This is a genomic window from Streptomyces sp. NPDC001339 (assembly GCF_042895955.1).
Classification (GTDB): domain Bacteria; phylum Actinomycetota; class Actinomycetes; order Streptomycetales; family Streptomycetaceae; genus Streptomyces.
This window is the reverse complement of sequence record NZ_JBIAWT010000010.1, coordinates 228398-249866: the sequence shown is the minus strand read 5'-3', so window position 1 is coordinate 249866 and position 21469 is coordinate 228398. Positions and strand designations below refer to the sequence as shown.

General features: G+C 70.7%; 12 protein-coding genes. 2 read left to right on the top strand and 10 right to left on the bottom strand.

Going from position 1 to position 21469, the window contains the following annotated elements; genetic code table 11:
- Positions 1 to 52: 52 nt before the first annotated feature.
- From ACFY12_RS27900 to ACFY12_RS27880, 5 genes are all read right to left on the bottom strand, one after another.
- The gene (locus ACFY12_RS27900) at positions 53 to 2389 is read right to left on the bottom strand and encodes an MMPL family transporter (protein WP_390718662.1); all 2337 of its coding nucleotides are present in this window, start codon (positions 2387 to 2389) and stop codon (positions 53 to 55) included.
- A 44-nt stretch (positions 2390 to 2433) separates the two neighbouring features.
- A complete protein-coding gene (locus ACFY12_RS27895; RefSeq protein WP_390718661.1) occupies positions 2434 to 3495 on the bottom strand; it encodes a type III polyketide synthase in 1062 nt (353 codons plus the stop codon).
- A 104-nt stretch (positions 3496 to 3599) separates the two neighbouring features.
- Entirely contained in the window at positions 3600 to 5684 is a 2085-nt protein-coding gene (locus tag ACFY12_RS27890) for a PIG-L family deacetylase (protein WP_390718660.1), read from the bottom strand.
- Positions 5685 to 5688: 4 nt separating this feature from the next.
- Positions 5689 to 8562 (bottom strand): stealth conserved region 3 domain-containing protein, encoded by a 2874-nt coding sequence (locus ACFY12_RS27885; RefSeq protein WP_390718659.1) that lies wholly within the window; start codon positions 8560 to 8562, stop codon positions 5689 to 5691.
- A gap of 46 nt (positions 8563 to 8608) precedes the next feature.
- Entirely contained in the window at positions 8609 to 9670 is a 1062-nt protein-coding gene (locus ACFY12_RS27880) for a hypothetical protein (protein WP_390718658.1), read from the bottom strand.
- 609 nt (positions 9671 to 10279) lie between these two features.
- On the opposite strand from ACFY12_RS27880, the gene ACFY12_RS27875 reads away from it, so the two are divergent.
- On the top strand, positions 10280 to 12124 hold the full coding sequence (locus tag ACFY12_RS27875) for a stealth family protein (protein ID WP_390718657.1): 1845 nt from the start codon (positions 10280 to 10282) through the stop codon (positions 12122 to 12124).
- Positions 12125 to 12360: 236 nt separating this feature from the next.
- Here ACFY12_RS27875 and ACFY12_RS27870 read toward each other — a convergent pair whose 3' ends face one another.
- The 5 genes from ACFY12_RS27870 to ACFY12_RS27850 form a co-directional block, all read right to left on the bottom strand.
- Positions 12361 to 13986 carry an amidase gene (locus ACFY12_RS27870; protein WP_390718656.1) on the bottom strand — a complete coding sequence of 542 codons (1626 nt, stop codon included), beginning with the start codon at positions 13984 to 13986 and terminating at the stop codon, positions 12361 to 12363.
- 5 nt (positions 13987 to 13991) lie between these two features.
- Positions 13992 to 15860, bottom strand: a complete 1869-nt coding sequence (locus ACFY12_RS27865) for an FAD-dependent oxidoreductase (RefSeq protein WP_390718655.1) — start codon at positions 15858 to 15860, stop codon at positions 13992 to 13994.
- A gap of 295 nt (positions 15861 to 16155) precedes the next feature.
- On the bottom strand, positions 16156 to 17100 hold the full coding sequence (locus ACFY12_RS27860; protein WP_390718654.1) for a DMT family transporter: 945 nt from the start codon (positions 17098 to 17100) through the stop codon (positions 16156 to 16158).
- Positions 17097 to 18632: an acyl-CoA dehydrogenase family protein gene (locus tag ACFY12_RS27855; protein ID WP_390718653.1), complete on the bottom strand. Its 1536-nt coding sequence runs from the start codon at positions 18630 to 18632 to the stop codon at positions 17097 to 17099. The genes ACFY12_RS27860 and ACFY12_RS27855 overlap by 4 nt, the downstream gene beginning before the upstream one ends.
- A gap of 39 nt (positions 18633 to 18671) precedes the next feature.
- A complete protein-coding gene (locus ACFY12_RS27850) occupies positions 18672 to 19052 on the bottom strand; it encodes an acyl-CoA thioesterase (RefSeq protein ID WP_390718652.1) in 381 nt (126 codons plus the stop codon).
- Between the two features lie 879 nt (positions 19053 to 19931).
- Between ACFY12_RS27850 and putP the strand changes: the two genes are divergently transcribed.
- The gene (gene putP / locus ACFY12_RS27845) at positions 19932 to 21449 is read left to right on the top strand and encodes a sodium/proline symporter PutP (protein WP_390718651.1); all 1518 of its coding nucleotides are present in this window, start codon (positions 19932 to 19934) and stop codon (positions 21447 to 21449) included.
- Positions 21450 to 21469 lie beyond the last annotated feature (20 nt).

The window sequence follows — 21469 nt, the reverse complement described above, 5'->3', positions numbered from 1 at the left end:
GCTCAAGCATCGTCGGGCGGGATCACGGCTGCCAGTCGTGGCGCGGCCGCGTTCACTCGTCGGTGAGCCCCAGCCTGCTGTGCAGGCGGCGCAGCGGAGGCGGCGCCCACCAGTTGGCCCGCCCCGCGAGCCGCATCACGGCCGGTACGAGCACGCCGCGCACCAGCGTGGCGTCCAGCAGCACCGCCAGCGCCAGGCCCACGCCCAGCAGCTTCAGGAAGGTGATCCCCGACGTGCCCAGCGCGATCATCACGACGGCGACCAGCGCGGCCGCGGCACTGACCAGGCGGCCGGTCCGCTCCAGCCCGGTGGCGACGGCCTGTGTGTTGTCGCCGGTCTCGGCGTACACCTCCTTGATCCGCGAGAGCAGGAACACCTCGTAGTCCATGGACAGTCCGAAGGCGACGCAGAACATCAGCACCGGCATGGTGATGTCCACCAGGCCCGTCACCGTGAAGTCACCGACCAGGGCACGCAGGTGGCCTTCCTGGAAGACGTACACCATGGCGCCGAAGGTCGCGGTCAGGCTGAGCAGGTTGAGCACGACGGCCTTGACCGGGATCAGGAGGCTGCCGGTGAACAGGAACAGCAGCACCACGGTCGTACCGCCGACGATCAGCGCGGCTTCCGGCAGCCGGTCCGAGAGCGCGTCGCGGGTGTCGTTCAGCACCGCGGCGTCACCGCCGACGAGCACCGCGCCCGGCGCGCTGTCCGCCCGCACCCGCTTCACCAGATCGGCGCCGGCGGAGGAGTACGGCTCGACGGACGGCACCACCGACAGCCAGGTGGCCCCGTCCGAGGTGAAGGCGGCGGAGGCGGCGGAGCCGGCCGCCACCGGCCGGCCTCCGGCGTAGGAGCCCGTGACGGTGTCCACCCGGGCCACACCCGGCAGCCCCGACAGCCGGGTGGCGTAGGCGGCGACCCGCTGCCGCTCGCCGGAGCCGCTGACGGTGGGCAGGACCACGGACAGGGCGGAGTCCGCCCGGCTCGCGAACTCCTCGCGCACGAACTGCGCCGTCCGGTGCGCGGGCGCGTCGGCGGGCAGGACCCGGTCGTCGACCAGGCCGAAGGAGACCCGGGCGAAGGGGAGGCCGAGCAACACCAGCAGGGTGACCACACCGGCCGCGGACAGCACCGGGCGCCGCATGACCGCGGTGGCGAGCCGGCTCCAGAAGCCGCCTTGTCCGGTTCCGGCAGCCGGCCCCGGCCCGGCGGCCGGCCCCGGCCCGGCGGCCCGCTCCTTGCCGGCGGCTCGTCCCGTCCGGCGCCGGAACAGCCGCCGTACGTCCCACGCGTCGACCCGGGGGCCGAGTACGCCGAGCACCGCGGGCAGGACGACCACGGCCGCGAAGGCCGCGAGCGCCACCACCGCCACCCCCGCGTAGGCGAAGGAGCGCAGGAAGTAGAGCGGGAAGACCAGCAGGGCCGACAGCGACAGGGCCACCGTCAGCGCGGAGAACAGCACGGTGCGGCCTGCCGTGCGGAGGCTCTGGGCGACCGCGTCGGCGGTGCCGAGGCCGCGTGCCAGCTCCTCCCGGTAGCGGGTGACGATGAACAGGCTGTAGTCGATGGCCAGCCCGAGCCCCAGCGCCGTGGTGATGTTGATCGCGAAGACGGACACCAGGGTCAGCCCGGACAGGACACGCAGCACGACGAACGTGCCCAGGATCGAGAACACCCCGATGAGCAGCGGCAGGCCGGCCGCCACCGCGCTGCCGAACACGAAGATGAGGATGACCGCGATGACGGGTGCCGCGTACGCCTCGGCGCGGAAGAGGTCCCGTTCGCTGTGTTCCTGGGCCTCCACCGCGACCTGCGCGGACCCGGTCGCGGAGACCCGCAGCACCCCTTGGCGGCCGGTGAAGCGGGGGACCAGTTCCAGGGCGGTGGCCCGTACCCTGTCCTCGTCACCGCCCAGGCGCAGCACCACCAGCGCCGAGCGCGCGTCGCGGGCCTTCAGCGGCGGTGCGGACGTCCGCGGGACCGTCCAGTACGACGCCGCCGACAGTACGCCCCGTTGCCCGGCGAGCCGCCGGGTCAGCTCCCGTCCGGCGGCCGCGGCCTGCGGATCGTCGACCGGCCCCGGGGCGCGGGCCAGCAGGACGAGATTGGGCACCCCCGAACCGAAGCGGTCGGCGAGGAACGTCTCGGCCTGCGTCGACTCGGCGGCCGGGTCGGTGAAGCCGCCGCTGGACAGCCGGTCGGCGACTCCTCCGCCGACCGGGACCGCGGCCGCCACGGCCAGCAGCACGGCCAGGAGCACGGGAACCCGGCGGCGGACCAGCAGGCGTCCGAGCGCGGCGAGCCACGAGCGGTCGGCTCGTTGCCCGGGCCCGGCGCCGGGGGAGCGGCGCTCGGTTTCGGCGGTGGTGTGGGCGGGGTCGGACACGGCGGTACCTGTGGTCCACTCGGGGCGCTGTGCCCTGCGCGCGGTCAGACGCCCAGGAACAGCACCGCGTACAGGGTCAGCCCGGGGCCGAAGGCCAGGGACACGCCGTAGTGCCCGGGCGGCAGCGGAGACCGGCATTGCAGCTCCTGCACCACCAGCGGCAGCCCCGCGGAGGCGCAGTTGCCGTGCGCCCGCAGTACATGCCGGGAGGCGGCCAGGGCTTCGGGCGGCAGGCCGAGGCTGCTCTCGGTGGCGTCGAGGATGCGTGGTCCGCCCGGGTGCACCGCCCACCAGCGGACGTCGGCGAGGCCGAGCGAGTGACGCGCCAGCAGACCGCTCACCATGGGCCGCAGAAAGCGTTCGAGGACATCGGGCACCCGCGGGGACAGGTCCATCCGGAAGCCGTGGTCCCCGACCGTGAGCGACATGTAGTCCTCGTGCTCGGTGTCCGTGTGCGCGACCACGTCCACGACCTCCAGGCCGTGGCCGACGGCCGCGGACCGCTCCGGCTGGACGACGGTCGCCGTGACGGCGTCGCCGAACAGCGCGTTCACCACCCGCTGGCAGGTGTCCCAGGGCGGCGGCTGCAGGTGCAGCGACGACAGTTCCGCGTTCACCAGCATGGCCGGACGCCGCTGGGTGCGGACGAAGTTGGCGCACGCGGCCAGGGCGGGCAGCGCCCCCACGCACCCCATGTGCCCCACCAGGAGCCGCTCCACCGTCGGCGATATGCCCACGTCCCTGGCCAGCCGGGTGTCCAGCCCCGGGGCGGCGTACCCGGTGGAGGACGTCACGCACAGCAGGCCGATGTCGGCCGGATCGATACGGGTCGCGGTCAGCGCCGAGGCCACGGCGTCCTTGCTGAGCGGAAGCGCCTCCTCCTGGTAGTGACGCATCCGCGCGGCCGTGGACCAGTTCTTGACGTCCTCGACCAGAGGGCTCACCGCCACATGACGCTGTGCGATGCCGGAGGCCGCGGCGATCCGGTCGACGAGCCGCCGACGGGATTCGTCTCCCTCCAGCAGCGTGTACTCCTCCTGACTGTAGGAGATCGCCGGCAGGGCCACCCCGACTCCGGTCACCACCGCCGAACCGCATCCACCCATAGCCGACCACCCTCCGTAGTCGCATTGGAGCGTAGTGTTAATCGTACCGGTGGAGATCGGTACCGGCATGTGCGATGTGCTGCCCGGAGGCAGGCGGGCCGTCCCTAACGCGGCGGTGGACCGGGGAGCGGCGCCACCGCGCTGTGGAGCGTGCCCTCGGGGGTGAGCGTGGCGACGACCAGGCGGCCCCGGCTGTCGGCGGCGATGGCGGGCGGGCCCGCGATCCGGCCGTCCAGCGTCGTCCATCGCGCGGTGGCCTGCGGCCCCAGGGGCGACACGCTGACGCTTCCGGTGTTGTTGCGGCTCACCAGCACCGCACGTTCCCGGTGTGCCGGATCGGCGGCGGCCGCCATGGGGCCGTGACCGCGTCCCCCGAGGGGCAATGCCAGCGGCTTCCACGTACTGTCCGGTCCTTCGAGGCGGTACGCGACGGGCTTGACCTCCTTCTGCTGCCGGTACATCAGCAGCAGCGAACCGCCCGGCCGGGCCACGAGCACGGGAGGATCGACCGGGGTCGGCAGCCCCGTGACGGACGCCTGCGTGAGCGGTCCGTTCGGACGGTCCTGGGCCCAGTGGTGGATCGTCCTGTGGCCGGCGCCCACGACATGGACGCGGCCGTCGGCGCCGGTGACGGCGCTGAGCCCTTCCTGGACCTCGGCGCCACCGAGGTCCGTCCAGGTGCTCCACGAACCGTCCGCGCTCTGCCGCGCCGTGCTCACGCCCTTGGCCCAGTTGCGTACGAAGACCTGGGTGCTGCCGTCGGCGTTGCGCGCCACGACGGGCGCCCCCACCCGGCGGCCGCGGACGGGATCGGACTCCGGGTTCCCGAGGGAGACCCAGGAGCCGAAGGAACCGCCCGGGCTCTTCTGTTCCAGAACGACGATCTCGCGCCGGTTGCCCTGAGGGGCGGCGGTGAGGCCGGAGAGGCGCTCGGCGAACAGCTGCCAGCGGCCGTCCCCGGTCAGGGACACCGCGATATGCGGGACGAGCGTGCCCCCGCCGAGCAGGCGGGGACCGTTCCAGCGGCCGCTGCCCGGGGCGGTCTCGGTCCACATCGCGGCCTGCTGGTCGAGGACGCCGAAGGCCGTGAGGCGGTTGTCGGGTCCCCGCTGCATCCAGGTGGTGGTGCCCGGGTACCGGTATGTGGTGCTCTGCAGCCAGCCCGTCTTGTACGAGCGGTCGCGGCCGACGTCGTAGTCGCCGCAGCCGGCGGCGGAACCGCAGCCGAAGTCCGGTGATCCGCCATAGATGTTGAGGACCTCCGCCTTGGCGCGGACGACGCTCGCCGGGAGGTTGAACGGCCAGCGCTCGGTGTAGTAGCCGCGATACGCGGTGACCACGTAATGGCGCCCCGCGCCCGGGCCCTTGTAGCGCTCCAGCGCCGCATAGGTGAACAGGGCGGCGGCGGTGTGGTCCGGGTGGTCGGAGTAGCCGGCCTGGTCGTGGTGCCGGCGGTGCCCCGCGTCATGGACCTGCATGTCCGGGTCCGGGTCCATGGTGCGCACCAGAGTGGGCCGGAAGCGGTCGAGCAGGGCCGCGAGCGCGTCGATCACCGTGGCGCGGGTGACCTTGTGCTCTTCGTGCACGGTGGAACCCGTGGCCACGCGCGTCAGACCGACGGCCTTGGGGTCCCGCCACAGGACCGGCAGGCCTACATCGGTCGTCCTGGTGCGGTCCTTGGTGTGCTGCGAGAGGCCGAGGAAGACGAGCGTGACACCGGGGTGGTCCGCCAGGCTGTCCGCCTCGGCCCGCAGCCCGCCGGGGAGGTCCAGCGTGGTGCGGTTCCACCGCGCGAGGCCGTCTCCGGTGGCCATGAGGGCGTAGGCCTGGCGCAGGCCCTGCTGGCGGGATCCCGCGTAGCCCGCGAAGTCCTGCTCGGGTTTCGCCTTGCTGCCCGGCACCTTGTTGCGGCCGTTGGCCTCCCCGCTGGTGAGGTACACGCTCACCACACGGTCGTTGGCGTCGACCGACTGCGGCAGGTCGGGGCTCATGAAGTAGAGATCGTCGTCGGGATGGGCGACGATCTGCAGGATGGTGGCGCCCGACGTGCCGTCCCGCTCGGCGGGCGTCCCGGCCCGGGGGCCGGGGGCCGCGGCGTACCGCGGCTGCTCCGGGACGCTCGACGCGCACCCCGCGGCGGCCAGCGCGAGCAGCGCGCCGAGCACCGTCCTCCTGCTGGGTGAAGCCATCGTGTCAGCCCTCCTGGCGCGCGTACCGGGCGTTGCGCACCGAGCCCTTCTCGAACTGCGACGCCACCGGGAAGTAGCCCGCCAGGAAGACGGCGAGCGCGTCGGCCTGCTCCTCCTCCGGCACATCACCGTCGTGGTAGTCGTTGATGCAGAACACGTCGTGGGAGCGCGTCGCGAGCAGCCGGTGCAGCCGGACATGGTGGTCGCGCAGGCCGACGTTGACGAACGCCGAGCTGATGCCGCCGGGCATGGTGCGTCCGGTGAAGAGCCCGTACCAGTGGTGCAGCGACGAGGGGATCGCCAGATCGCTCCGCTCACGGAACTGGGCCGACGCGGTACGCGCCGTCTCCTCCGGGAAGCGCTCCTCGATCTCCTCGAGCACGCTGCGGCGCAGCGGATGCGGCGCGTGCAGGAAGGTGTTGGCGAGGACCTTGCCGAACTCCTTCTCGATCAGGGCCCGGTTGTTCTTGGCGGCGGCGAAGACGAGATCGCTGTCCTGCGACGGGTCGCCGGCCGGCACGGTGGTGGGCGACATGAAGCACTTGCTCGCGCCGCTGCCGTGGAAGAAGGACTCGGGCTTCATCGGGCGGCCGACGAACACATCGTCGTTGAAGTACAGGAAGTGCTCCGACAGGCCCTCGATACGGTGCAGCCGGCTCTCGATCGCATGCGAGTTGAACGAGGGCAGCCGTCCGGTGTCGCCGAAGACCTCCCGGTGGCTTACCACCCGCACCCGCGGGTGGTCGGTGTCCAGCCAGTCGGGGGTCTGGTCGTCGGCGACGATGTAGATGTTGCGCACCCACGGCGCGTGCATGTCCAACGAGCGCAGCGAGTACCGCAGTTCGTCGCGGCTGCGGAAGCGTGCGGCGTTGCCGGCGGACTCGGCCGCGAGCATGCCGTGTTCCGCCTGGACCTTCTCCTTGCGCGCCAGCCAGTCGGGGTCCGTGCCGTCCACCCAGGTGTAGACGACGTCGATGGGGAAGTCGACCTCGTCGACGAACGTCTTGGTGTACGCCTCCACGGTGCGGTACGCGCGTCCGCCGATGCTCGTACGGGCGGACTGCGCCAGCACGGTGCGGGGCAGGGTGGCGCCGTAGCGCGTGCCGCCGGAGACGGTGACGGTCTCCTCGTCCTCGGGGGTGTCGTGCCAGAACATCACGTCACAGCCGTAGACGCCGCTGACGCGCAGCTGGCCACCGCCGGTGAGCACGGGGCGGAAGATCCGCATGCCGGCACAACTGGACGGCACCAGGGCCGGGTTGACCAGCGCGGCGAGGACGGTACGCAGCACCGAACCGCGCTCGTTGAGCATGGCGATGTAGACCGGCTCGTCGTGGTACCGCTCGGCGCACGCCGACAGGAACGCGTCGCGCCGCTCGCCGTCCACCACGATGGTGTGCCGCAGCCTGGTGGTACGGGTGAGCAGGTACGGGACGTCCAGGGACTCCAGCACGTCCACCGCGAGGTCGAGGTTGTCCCGCATCACCTCGAAGGGCGTGGTGTCCTCGCGCATCAGGGCGAGCTGGCCGCCGGCCCGCCGGATGTCCGGGCGGGCCGCCTCGATCCGCACCTCGTGCGCCTTGTGGGCCACATCGGACTGCGCCCGGTCGATGCCCTTGGGGACGGCGGCGCTCGCGATGCCCCCCTCCGCGTCGGCCGCGGCCTGAAGCACCCGGCGCCGGGCCTTGGCGGCGTCCCGCTCACCGCTCGCCCGGTAGGCGGCCAGCTCGTCGAGCAGCTGGTGCCACTTCTGGGTGACCTCGCCGTCGGTGAACTGCGCGGAGGTCTTGAGCGCGGCCGCGCCCATCTCCTTGCGCAGAGCGTCGTCGTCCATCAGCCGGGCCAGGGCGTTGGCCAGCTCCCCCTCGTCACCGAGCGGGACGAGGATGCCGTCCTCGCCGTCGGTGAGGATCTCACCGGGGCCGTTGGGGCAGTCGTACGCGACGACCGGCACGCCGGCCGCCTGCGCCTCGACCAGCACCAGCCCGAACGCCTCGACGCGCGAGGTGAGCATCGCGACGGACGCCTTGGCCCACTCCTCGGGCATGTTCGGGGTGCTGCCGACCAGCTGCACCTGGTCGGCGACGCCGAGCTGGCCCGCGAGGTTCTTCAGCGGCCGCATGCGCGGACCGTCGCCGAGGACCCGCAGGTTCCAGCGGGGGCGGTCGGCGGCGACGGTGGCGAACGCGCGTATCGCGTGCTCGATCTGCTTCTCGGCGGCCAGCCGCGCACCCAGCACCACGGTCCGGCTCTCCAGGGTGGAGCGCGGACGGAAGCCGTCGGGCAGGGAGTTGCCGATCGTGGCCAGCCGGGGCGCGCAGGCGCCGAGCGTCTCCGCGAACCAGTCCTGGGTGCGCCCGGTGAGCGAGACCAGCGCGTCGATCGCGGAGGTGTACATCCGCAGCGGCTCACCGGAGGGGCCGCGCAGCTCCGACACCCGGTGGTCGAGGTGGACCGTGAGGACGTGGGAGGGGGCGAGCTGCGCCATGTAGGCGAGCAGCGCCGGGGTGGTGGAGACCAGCACGTCCGCGTCGATCGTGCGGAGGGCCTCGGCGAGCTCGAGGTCGGAGAGCCGGTTGAAGGCGGACTCCCACTCGGGGCGCACCAGCTCGCTCGGCGCGTCCGCCAGGCGGCGGTGGGCCGCCGCCAGGTCGCTCCCGCCGGCCGGAGTGCCGTGGGGACGCTGCTGACCGCCGCGGGTGTCGACGAGGTGGCGTACGCGCACGGAGCCGCTGTCGAAGAACGACTCGCCCCGCGTACGGAAGACACCCAGGATCTCCACCTCGTGCTGCCGGGCGAGCAGCTCGGCGAGCGTCATGGTGGCGCGTTCCGTACCGCCCATCGTGTCGGCGGAGGTCAGCAGGAAAGTGATTTTCACGTGTGGCCTTCAGTGGTGTACGGCGGTCCGGACGGCGGGGAGTGGATCAGCGGGCGCTGGTCTCGCGCGGGGTGCAGACCAGCTGGAGTGCGCCGCGGCGGGTGTACTGGGGTTTGACGACGACGAACGTGCCGTCCTCCGCGCGCACGGTGAACCGGGGCGGGGTGAGCACCCGGCGCGGCGCGCGCAGGTCGTGATCGCGGAGCCCGATGTCCAGCGGCCTGCCGCCGCCGGACGGGCGGGGGAGGCGGAACGACCAGACCTGGCGGGCGGAGGTGTCCACCATCGACGCGAGCGGGACGGCCACCCGCCATGCCCCGTCGTCGCCGGGCAGGGGGTCGGCCGCATGCCGCCGGAGCAGGCGCCGCTCTTGCTCGACCAGCTCCACGACGGGCTGCGCGCCGCCGTCGCCGGGTCCCCGGCCCGCGGGCCCGTACGTGGCGAACAGCAGGCTCGCTCCGGTGAAGGAGTGCTCGAGCCGCAGGACCTCGGCCCTGGGCAGCGGCGGGGCGACGGTCAGGCGCAGCTGGCCGGACGGAGAGATTCCGAGACGGTGGCGGCGGCCGGTGCGCGGGCAGGTGGTCCGGGCACGGGTGGGTCCCGCGAGGGCGGGCGATCCGTCGCCGAGCAGGCGCAGCCGGACGGTGGCGGGGGAGGCGGCCAGTTCCAGGGCCAGCCGCCAGCGTCCTTCGGTGACCGGGAGACCGCCGATGTCCGCACCGAGCAGCACGGTCGCGCTTGCGCACAGCCGGCCGGCGGCGTCGCGGCGCAGCCGGGCCTCGGTCCGTACTCGCCGCTCGCCGTTGACGAAGACCAGGGAGGCGGGGACAGCGGTGTCCGGCGCCGCCTCGTCGGGCAGTGCCTCGTCGGGCAGTACGGCGTGCAGGTTGAGCGTGTGGCCGTCGAGGACGCCGGCGTACCGGACGCGGGCCGCCGAGCCGTGCGCGGCCGGCATGAACACGGAGTCGACGAGCGTGTCGCGGCCACTCGCGCTCACGGTGCTGACGCGGCGCCGGACCCTGTTGCCGACCTTCCGGACCGGGCCCCTCCGCAACGCGATACGCGCGGACTTCTTGATCACGCGCAGGGCGTGCCGGGGCGCGGTCACCGGGCCGCCCCGCCGCTCAGCGCGGACGTGCGGGGGGACGCGGCGCGCCGGTTCCCGGGAGTCGTGGTCTGGATATGCACCCAAACAGCGTAAACGGCTCCCAAGCGGAGGAGTGCCGCAGCCTGCGGGAAGAGTCACAGCGTAGGCGGTGAACAGGCAATTTACGGAAGATGACCATGATATTTCCCACATCGCTAGATGCGACGAAGGGTCTCCCGCGGGTGCCCGTGCGGTGCCCTCGCACGGGATTCCTGCCCGCCAGGTATGCCCCAGACGGTCGCCGCGGCCGCGTTTCCCCCACCCGCCTGGTCCGGTTTCCTCCGCCCGTCACCGCCGCAAAGCGGATTGCCCGAATTCATGACCTCTGATAGATAGTTCATGCTTTGTTTGCCGGCGTGTTTCTTGCTGTCGTGTTTCTTGCGGTGCGCCCGTAGACGAGCAAGCGCCCGTCGGGAGCGCGTCGCGTGGGGAACCCCAGAGCTGGGGAACCCCCGAGCGCGCTGCCGACCGCAGGGGGGAGGAGACCGGCCGCAAGCCGCCTCGTGCCCAGGCGGCCACCGCGTCGCGAGCGCTGCACCAGTGGGGATCTACAACCGAGAGTTTGCAAACATGACAACGGAGCAGGCCTCTGCCTCCGCCCAGCGGGCCAACCCGGAGAAGTCCGGCCTGGTCAAGGCGTACCGCCGACTGCTCCCCGAGAGCGCTCGCCGGGCGATCGCGGGGCGGGTGTCCGTGGAGACCCGTGGCGCTCTCATGCAGCACATGGCCGAGAGCCTGGACTTCCAGCAGCGGCGGCAGCGGCTGCGCGGCAAGCGGCTCCAGCGCCGCTACGCCCGGCATCTGGACCGGTCCGTGCCACGCGTCGTCCTGGTCGACGGCAAGGCCCACATCGCCCTGGCCGACCCCGCGCCCACCCTCCACGGGGCGCGCGCCGACGCCCTGGCCCTCATCTGCACCGCTCTCGAAACCGCCCGCATCGACTACTTCTGCGTCCGCGGAGAGCTGGGAGCCGCCCCCATCGTCGCCGTCGCGGCCGCCGACCGCGAGAAGGTCCAGCGGGAACTGGCCGCGCTCTGCGCGCGGATTCCCGGCTATGTCGCCCCCGTGAACCGCGACAAGGAGCCCGGGCAGCCCCTCCCGGGCTTCGTTCCCTCGTCCTGGCGCCACATCGCGAAGGCGCCGGTCATCCGGGTCACCTGGTTCCGCACCCCGCGCGACGGTGACGGCTCCCTGGTTCTCGGCCAGGATCACGGCTGCGACATCCAGTACTGGTCCCGTGAGGAGGGCCCGGACGGGCCGGTGCTCACCGCCCCGCACCGCAACCACGTCACCGCGGAGGTGGCGGCGGACGCGCCGGCGGCAGAGGCCCCCGTCGAGCTCTTCGTCGGTCCGCTCGGGGACGCCGGACGCTCCGGCCGGACCGGGACCGGGGAATCCGCGCGGGCGCGTCGCACCGTCCGCACCCGCCCCGAGTTCACCCTCCGCCTGCCGCAGGACATCCCCTTCCCCGTAGACGTCGTCTACACCTGGGTCGACGGCAGCGACCCCGCCTGGTCCCTGCGCCGGGCCCAGGCACTGGAAGAGACCGGGGGCCCCCGCGCCCACCACGAGGAAGCCACCAACGCCGCGCGCTACCTCAGCCGGGACGAGCTGAAGTACTCGCTGCGCTCGATCCACCAGTACGCCCCGTGGGTGCGCGCCATCCACCTCGTCACCGACGACCAGACCCCCGACTGGCTGGACACCGGCCACCCGGGCATCCGCGTGGTCAGCCACAAGGAGATCTTCTCCGACCCCAGCGTGCTCCCGACCTTCAACTCCCATGCCATCGAGAGCCAGTTGCACCACATCGACGGCCTGTCGGAGCACTTCCTCTACTTCAACGACGACGTCTTCCTCGGCAGCCCGCTGACCCCGCAGACGTTCTTCCTCTCCAACGGGCTGACGAAGTTCTTCCTGTCCCCGGCGCTGGTTCCGCTCGGCGAGCACCACCCGGACGACCCGCCCGTCGCCGCCGCCGCGAAGAACAACCGGGAGCTGATGGAGGAAGGTTTCTCCACGACGCTCACCCAGAAGATGCGGCACGTACCGCACGCCCTGCGCCGCAGCGTGCTGGCCGAGCTGGAGGAGCGCTACGCCGAACGCCACCGGGCCACGGCCGCCGCCCGCTTCCGCAGCCCGGACGACCTGTCCGTCGCTTCGTCGCTGCACCACTACTACGCCTACCACCAGGGCCGGGCGATACCGTCGGACATGCGCTACGTGTACATGGATCTGGCGCACCGGAACACCTCGCGCCGCCTCAACCGGCTGCTGGCCAACCGGGATATGGACGTGTTCTGCATCAACGACACGGTCTCGACCGAGGAGGACCTGGCCCGCACCGACGCGCTGATATCGCCTTTCCTGGAGGGGTACTTCCCGGTTCCGAGCCCGTTCGAGAAGCGGGGCTGAGCGCCGGCGCCTCCTCGGCGTCCGTCGGGCAGGCCGTCAGGTGGTGGCCATGGGCGAGCCGAGGAGGAGGGAGAAGGCGCGGGTGTCGCGTGTGGCACTGGCCCGTCTACCCGCTGCTGAGCGAGGAACGCCTCGGAATGGCGGGCCGGCGCCGGACGGCCATCGACCTCACCCGCCTCGTCCCGCTGGGAGTGCTCAAGGGATGACCGGACCGTGTCCAGCCGCACGGCCGGCGGTCAGGAGCCGTCGGGTCCCACCGACGGCAGATAGCGCGGTGCCCGCCGGGCGCTCAGCCGGTGCTCCACCGCGGCCCCCAGCGACAGCAGCTCGGCGTCCTGGTGGTCACCGGCCATCAGCAGCAGGCCGACGGGCAGTTCGTGCACGAACCCGGCGGGGACCGACAACGACGGGTATCCGGCGACGGCCGCGGGGGTGGAGGACGGGATCACGTCGTTGTCGCCCCGCGCGCAGTCGGTCGTCCAGGCAGGCGGGTTCGCCGGTGAGGCGATGGCGTCCAGCCGATGGGCGGCCATGGTGGCGTCGATGGAGCGCCGGGAGAGGTACGTCAGCTCGGCGCGCATGGCCCGGTACCGGGGGTCGGTGGTGGGAGGCGCGGCGAGGGCCCGCTCGAACAGCTCCTGGCCCGCGAAGCAGGTCCGCTCCGCCGGGTGGGTACGGTTGAACTCGATCAGCCCGGCGAGGTTCCGCGGCCCCTCGCGGGTCGCGAGGTAGGCGTTGATGTCCCGCTGGAACTCGCTGAGCAGCGCGGGGAATTCGAGTTCCGCGAGCCGTTCCTGGTGCGGGGGCGTCACCTCGACGACCTCGGCTCCCGCGGCACGCAGTCGCTCCGCGGTTCGGGTCATCAAGGCGTCCACCGCCGGCCCGAGCGAGGGCAGCCGCCACAGCCCGATCCGCTGACCGCGCAGCCCGCCGGTGTGCGCCAGGGCGTCCGGGAGGCCGGCCGGCGCGCCGGTGCCGCCGGGGGCGCCGGCGCCACCGGGACGCGAAGTGCCGCTGAGCACCGACAGGGTGAGCGCCGCGTCGGTCACACTGCGCGCCATGGGGCCCGCGGTGTCCTGCTCGGCGGAGACCGGCACCACACCGGCCTGGCTGACGAGGCCGAGGCTGGGCTTGTGGCCGACCACCCCGTTCATCCCGGCCGGGCACACGATGGAGCCGTCCGTCTCGGTGCCGATCGCCACCTGCGCCAACGAGGCGGCGATCGCGGCGGCCGAACCGGAGGAGGACCCGCACGGATTCCGGTCCAGTACATAGGGGTTGTTGGTCTGCCCGCCCACCGCCGACCACCCCGACGTCGGCTTCGCCGCACGGAAGTTCGCCCACTCGGACATATTGGTCTTGCCGAGGATCACCGCCCCCGCGTCCCGCAGCCGGGTCACCAGGGCGGCGTCAGTGTGCGGCGGGCTGTCGGCCAGTGCCGTCGACCCGGCCGTCGTCGGCAGGTCGCGGGTGTTCACGTTGTCCTTGAGCAGGACGGGTACGCCGTCGAGCGGGCCGAGGGTGTCGCCGTGCCGATGCCTGGTGTCGCTGGCGGCGGCCTGGCGCAGAGCCGTCGGATCGGTGCGCAGCACCGCGTGGACCCTGGGGTCGATGGTGGTGATCCGCCACAGGTAGGCGGCGGTCAGTGCCGACGAGGTCAGCGAACCCTCCGCCATACGTGCCTGTAACTCCGGGATCGTCACCGTGTCGAGATCGACGCCCAGTGCCGGAGGCGCGGCGGACGACGGCGGCGGACCGCCGGTGCCCGGCGCCGCGGCTTCCGCACGCGGATTCGGTACGGCCGTGACCAGGGATCCCGCGACCAGGGCGGTGACCAGTACGGCAATGCTCCGGTTCGTCATGGGGGTCAGCCTAGGTCGAACGCGTTGCGCAGGCCCAGGCGATGGCGCCTGGCGTCGTCGGATTTGAGGGGGGCGAACTCCGGTGCCTCGTAGGGCCGCAGGACCGCGCAGCGCTCGGCGCCGGATCCGGCCTCGTCCAGCAGCGCGTTCACGGCCCGCCTTGCCGCTTCGTTCGCGCCCTCCATCGTCGCCAGGTCGATGTCGACGGCCACATAGTCCCCGGCGAGGAAGAGGTTGGGGACGGCGGTGCGGGCGGTGGGCCGGTTGAACCAGGTGCCGGTGGGGTGGATCAGCAACTGCTCGTCGTTGGTGGGGTTCGGGGTGCCCAGGCCGCCGACGGCCGGGTCCAGGAACCACGAATGCAGCGCGCCGTCGCGCAGTATCGCGGTGCCGCTGTCGTTGAGCCCCGCCTTCATCTGCGCCCACACCTCGCGGGCGACCTCCTCGCGCGTGCACTTCTTGGCCGTCCTGCCGTAGAGGATGCCCGGCTTGTCCCACTCGGAGACGTCCACGGACAGGCAGTCGGCGACCGCCCCGTCCCCGTAGTCGGCGGGGAAGTCCCGGTCCTTCCAGTACTGGGCCTGGCTCACGGCGGTCAGCGCCCAGGGCGAGTCCACGTGGTTGACATGGCCGTGGATGACCGGCGTCGGCTCGGTGAGATAGAACTGGATGCCGGTCATCCAGTCCGTCTGCAGCCGGTCGCAGCGGGCCAGTTGAGGATCGGCGGCCCGTAGGGCGGCGTTCCAGGTCTTACGGGCGTGCTCGACCGGCATCGCCTGGACGAAGTAGTCCGCGGTGATCAGCTGCCGCGCGCCCCCCGGGTCCGTCACCACCGCCCCGGTGATCCGGCCGCCGGCCGATTTCAGCTCGCGTACCGACCAGCCGACCCTGAACTCCACGCCCAGGGAGCGCAGATGGGCCACCCACGGGTCGATCCACGCCTCGTTGGTGGGCAGGTTCAGGACCCGGTCCGGCTGGCCGTCCGCACCCCGCCCCAGCAGGTTGAAGAGGAAGGCCTCGATGACGGACGCCACCGTCCGGGTGCTGGCGATCTCCGCCTTGGTCGCCACGATGTTGCGGGTGATGCCGATGGCCAGCAGCCGCTGGTAGTCGTACGACATCTCCGCGGCCTTGAGGAACGTCCACCACGGCACCCGCTCCCAGGTCTCCCGGCGGCGGGCGTCGCAGCTGGTGAAGTAGACCAGCAGCCGGTTGGCGAAGTAGGCGACCTCGTGCGGCGGGGCGTGCACGGCGGTGCCCAGCAGGCCGATGAGCATCCGTGTGAACGCGTCGGGGGTCAGGACCGGCGGGGGAGTACCGACGACCGCGAAGGGGAAGCGGAGATTCTCCCGGCCGCCGGTGCGGGCCAGCATCACCTCGGTGGAGGCCACCAGGTTGTCGTGGCAGCCGTTGGCGTTGCCGGGGAAGGGGATGCGGCGCAGAGTGTCGGGGAGGTTGTGGTAGATGCCCGGGATGAAGCGGAAGCCGTGTTCGCCGGGCAGCGGCTTGCGGCCGCCGTGGGCGCTCCCCGGGACGTCCATACTGCGGGCCTTGCCGCCGAGGCCGTGCGGTTTGCGCTCGTAGACGGTGACCTGGAAGCCGCGTTCGGCGAGCTCGTGTGCGGCGGTCAGACCGGCCACGCCGCCGCCGAGGACGGCCACCCGGCGGGCCGTCCGCGCCGCCCTTCCGGCCGTACGACGCGGGGCCGCGGCGGCCTCACTTCCGCCGGCGAGAGCGGCCCCGGTGCCGAGGGCCAGCGCACCGCCCACGGCCCCGCCGAGGAAGCCGCGCCGTGTGCCGGGGCCTGTGTCGGACGTCCCGCCCGCCCCGCGGCGTCCGGCACAGGCCCCAGATCCGCTGCCACTACGGTCCATTCCGAGCCCCTTACGGTCGGCAACGCCTCGCGTCAGGCGCCGGAGCCTAGAAGAGCCACATGCAGCACGGAAGGCCCCGCTGCCTCACCCTGCGCACATTGGCGCGAAAGCGCCCCCAGTGTGCGTCATGCGGCAGCGGTGCTCAGCACCGGACCGCAAGCGGCGCGTCGCGGACGGTTCCTGACGGTGCGAAACGCCTGACCAGGTGAAAGGCGCCTGACGGGCGGAGAGCCGGTCAGGCGCCTTGCCTGCGGCGGCGAGCCGCCATGTGGAGCTTCCGGGAGCGCCCCTGGGCTCAGGGGCGCTCCGTCGCCGGCACGGAGTCGTCGAGCGGCACCGTGGAAGCGGGTTCGGCGTGCGGTGATGTGCTGCTGCGATTGAAGACGGTGATCGAGAGCATGATGACCGCGAACCCGGCGATCTCCGAAACGGTCGGGCGCTGGCCCAGTACCGGCCAGGCGATCAGTCCCGCGGCGATCGGTACGCCGTAGAAGTACGACGCCACCCGGTCCGCGCTCTCCGAACGCATCAGGACGAACAGCAGGCTGAGCGCACCGATCGACACACCGACCGACATCCACAGTTCCGACAGCAGGAGTTCCGGCGTCCACCGTATGACGCCCTCCTCGAAGATCAGCCCGCCGATGAGCATGACGACGGCCGACGAGCCGGACTGAACGAATCCATTGATCAGCAGGTGCGCGCCGGGATTCTTCATCTGGTAGTAGAACTGTCCGGTGGACAGCCCCACCAGGCCGAGAACACCAAAGGCGATATTCGTCGCGGTGAGCCCGGATGACGACTCCAGGCCCCGGTACACCGTGATGGCGACACCTAACAGCCCGCCGATCAGGGCCACTACGGACAGCGGCCGGATCTTTCTCGCGGTCACGACGGAGACCATCAGCCATACCAGAATGGGTTGCAGCGCGATGATCAGTGCCGAGACCGCGGGGGTCATACCGTGGTAGAGCGCGTAGAACACCCCTACGGAGAACACGCCCTGGAGCAGAATGCCGCTGAGGATGAGGTGGACATAGCCCGAGCGCGGCCAGCTGACCCTTAAGCACATGATGAGGGCCAGGAGGATCACCGCGGTTGCGCCGAACCGGATGGCCAGGTAATAGAAGGGTTCCGCATAGGGCAGGCCGTAGCGACCGCCCACAAAACCTGATCCGTAGATGACGACGAACACCAACGCGATGAGCGCGACCTTGCGTTTGTTGTTCGCGCCGGTCACGAGTGCATTCCCACCTTGGAGTCGGCGGTCGTCGTGGCGGCGCGCGGACGCATCGCATCCGACGCCGTCCGGGTGCCGATGAGCCGGCCGGTCAGCTCGTACTCGTTGAGCAGGCCGACGATCTCGTTCTTCAGCACGGCGATCGCCTTGGGGTAGTCGGCGTCGTCCACCGCGAGCCGCGTATAGGGCGCGGCCGACCGGGACGACTTCTCCAGCATGCTGATTCCGTACATTCTGGAGAGGATGCGCCCCAGAATCACGATCTTGTCCTGGGAGGGCGCGTCGGCGAGGTAGCTGAGGTTGATGTCGCTGAGGTGGAAGAACGCGTCTTCCAGATAAGCGAACTGGCCGGTGAACTCCAGCGGAGACCGCAGCCCGGACTGCTGGAAATGCTTCAGGAACAGATGGGCCAGATGCTGGCACAGCAGGTCGTTCGTTCCGTCGAAAACGGTGTAGACGCGCGCATCGAGCAGGGCGTAGGCGGCTATGTTGTCCGGCGCGCCCATCCGGTATCCCTCGCCGCCGCACAGTTGCTGGTAGTCGACAGCCGATTCCAGCATGAGTTCGGAAGCCAGCACCTTGGTCGCCAGTGAGGCGAACATGCTGTTTTCCAGGTCGGTGTAGTAGTTCTCCGCCATCATCAGTTGCCGGTACAGCGCGTTGCACACGACATAGTTCTGCTTGATGCGCGCAACTTTGTACCGCACATAGTCGATGTCGTGCAGAGTGCCGTCACCGATCTTCCGTGTGCTGACCTGACGCAGGGCCTCCGTGTGCAGCCGGCGCAGGAATCCGCTGGCCATGGCGGCCTTGCTGTACCGGGACCCGCACAGGATCTCGGCGGCGTCGCCCAGGCTCTCCCTGGTCTTGGTGAGCCGATGGTGGCGGGGTACGCGCAGGTCCAGGGTGTTCAGTCCGTAGCCGAGGTTCTTCAGCCCCAGGCTGTCGTAGACCTCGGTGGTCACGAATCCGCCGTCCGAGCGCTTGTGGGCGAAGTAGGCGAACTCCTTGCGCTCCGGATGCTTGGCGCAGATGATCCACCAGTCCGCCTGCTCACTGAACGCCTGCCAGTGCTTGGTTCCGGTGATCCGGTACGCGTCACCCTCGTCGTGGTAAGTGGTCTGCATCCGTGCGAGGTTCGAGCCGCTGCTCGGTTCGGTGAACGCGAGACCGCCGATGACGGGGTTGTTGGCGAAGTCGTCGAAGACCTCTTTCTTCAACACGTCATCACCACTGGCCGCCACGTTGCGGAGGAAGAGGACGGTCACGATCATCGTGTACATGCCCATGGGCAAGTTGCGCTCGGACATGATTTCGATGATCTCACACATCTCCTGGTGGCTCTCCCGGCCGCCGTACTCGCGCGGGATCGCCGGCAGGTAGATGCCCAGGTCGACCAGCTTCCGCAGGCCCTCCCTGGAGAGTGGCTCCTGGGGTAGTCGGGCGCTGTCGAACTCATCGATACTGCGCTGAAAATTGTCAAGAAATTCCGACGAATCAAGTTCAACTAACAGGTTGCGCGACACGCTCATGGCAATGATCCCCTCTCAACTGGCAAAGCGGTTCCGGCGCTACAGCGCGCTCAATTCGGCTCGAAGGTGGTCCGGGATTCTGGTCGTGGTTTCCCTTTCGTAGTCGAAATGGACCATGACGCAGGTACCGTGGGCGACTTCGGCGCCGTTCTGCGTGGCGATCTGCTCGATGGTGACCGAGGTGTTGCCGATCTTCGCCACCTTCGTCTCGATGACGACGTCGACGGACGCGACGATCTGCCGGGTGAAGTCGATTTCGTACCGGCGCAGGATGAGCGCGAGGTCGCGCATGTTCGGTTCTTTGCTGAACAGCCGGAAAATCGGCATGCGGCCGTGCTCGAACCAGACCGGCACTGCGGAGTTGGTGACATGGCCGAGCACGTCGACTTCGGAGAAGCGCGGCGCTATCTTCACCTTCACGTTCTGCCCCTTAGCGGTGGGTCGCCATCCTGGATGGCGCATCGTCCGGTCGCCCGGGCGACGGCCCGGGCAGCGTGCTCCTGAAGGCCTGAGCGGCCCGTGGATTCCACGGAGTGTGGCCGTGGATGTGGATTCCGCTGTGGAATCCGCCGGTCGGGGCGCCGCCGGCGGCGAACGGTTCATCGTCAGAGCGGCGGCCGCGCCGCGTGGTTGAAGCCTGAGATCCGCGCCGGTGCATTCTCGCGATTTCGCGGCAGTGGTCCGGCCGACCATCCGCACAAGAAGTACAAGAAGCACGAGAGGCACCGGAGGGCCGTCAAGTCGGCCTCGGCAGATGGTGTCAGGTGCGACAACGTCCCCGTATAAGTCCCCGTTTACCAGCAAGGCTGCGGCATCCTCCTCGAAGAGAGCAGCTTCCTCCTCGAAGAGAGGTATTTCGCCGATGCGTGAATCCTGCATCAATCCCTGATCGTTGGCAAGTGCCAGCGGGTCGTGACGCACCGCTGAGTGATCCGCCGCACCCGTGGTGCAATCACGTGAAGAGGACGCCTGGTTCAGGCTGTCGCCACGGCCTGTGTGAGACCGCCCCCGTCCCTTCCGTTGCCGGCTCCGGGCGCGGCTTGCCAGAAGATCTGTGAAAACCCTGACGCTGACGACGACCGATCCGTATCGTCAGCGAACGCCAGCGCATTCCCGCCCCGAGCTCCCCTACGCGACGACTCACCCCCCCCCACGCGACGACTCATCCCCTCGTGACAGCTCGTCCCCACGCGACGACTCACCTCACGCGATCACTCACGCCATCACTCCCGGGCCCTTGCCGCCCCCCACAGATGCCGATATCGAGGAGCAGCGATGACAAACCTGATCGTTCCAGTCATGATCACATTTGGGATCTTCCTGCTCGCCATGGTGGCAGTGGGTATCTGGACGTATCAGGACACCCTGACCTTCTCCGACTTCGCCCTGGCCGGGCGGCGGTTGACCGCACCGGTGGCGGCCCTCTCCGCCGGCGCCAGCGATATGTCCGGCTGGCTGTTCCTCGGACTTCCTGGAGCGGTGTACGCGGGCGGTATCGGCGCCTCATGGATCGCGGTCGGTCTGGCCATCGGCACCTACCTCAACTGGCGCTTGGTGGCGCCCCGTTTGCGTACGTACACCGAGCGGGCCGGTGATGCCATGACGGTCTCGGCGTATCTGGAAGAACGCTTCGAAGACGGCAGCAGACTCCTGCGCGTGCTCTCGGCATCGGTGATCGTCGTGTTCTTCACCGTGTACGTCGCCAGCGGACTCCTGGCCGGGGGCGTGCTGTTCGAGGGGATCTTCGGCGGCGGCTTCGAATTCGCGCTGACCATCTTCGCCGTGGTCATCGTCGTCTACACCGTCCTGGGCGGCTTCCGCGCCGTCAGTGTCACGCACTCGGTGCAGGCCACCCTGATGTTCGGCGCGGCCGTGGCCCTCCCCACGATCGCCATCGGCATGCTCGGCGGCTTCGACGCGCTGCGTACCGCGATCACCCACAAGAGCACCGCCCTCCTGGACGTGACCGCCAAGGCCGGCTTCGACTCCGACCGCTGGACATCCGGCGAGCCGCTCGGTGCCGTGGCCGTCGTATCCCTCCTCGCCTGGGGACTGGGCTACTTCGGCCAGCCGCACATCCTGGTCCGCTTCATGAGCATCCGCAGCACCCGTGACATCCCCCTGGCCCGCCGCATCGGCGTGGGCTGGGTCGTGCTCTGCCTCGCGGGCGCCACACTCATCGGGCTGGCGGGAATCGCCGCACTGGACCGCCCGCTGGACAACCCGGAGACGGTCTTCATCGCACTCGCCGCCCAACTGGTCAACCCCTGGGGCGCGGCCGTCCTGCTGGTCGCCGTACTGGCCGCGATCAAATCCACCGCGGACAGCCAGCTGCTGGTCTCCGCGATGGCCCTCACCGAGGATTTCTACGGCGCCTTCCTCAAGAGGCGCGCCTCCGACGCGTCGAAGGTCCTGGCGGCGCGCGCAACGGTGGTGGCCGTCGCCCTCGTGGCCTACGTCATCGCACTGAGCGGTGGCGCCGTGCTCGACATCGTCGCGTACGCCTGGGCCGGCTTCGGCGCCGCCTTCGGCCCGGTGATCCTGCTGTCCCTCTACTGGCCGCGCATGACGCGCGCCGGAGCGATGGCCGGCATCGTGACCGGCGCGGCGACCGTCCTCCTCTGGAAGCGGATCGACCCGCTGCTCGGCCCCCTGCAGTCCGGAATCTACGAAATGGTGCCCGGCGTACTCGCGGCCACCGCCGCGGCTCTCCTCTTCGGCGCATTCGTCGGCCGCCCGCCGCGCCGCCCCTGGTCGGGCCCCATGCTGCCGAAGGCCACCGCCGTACGCGGCCTGACCACACACGACATGGCCTGACGCACGGGATCGGGGCGGTC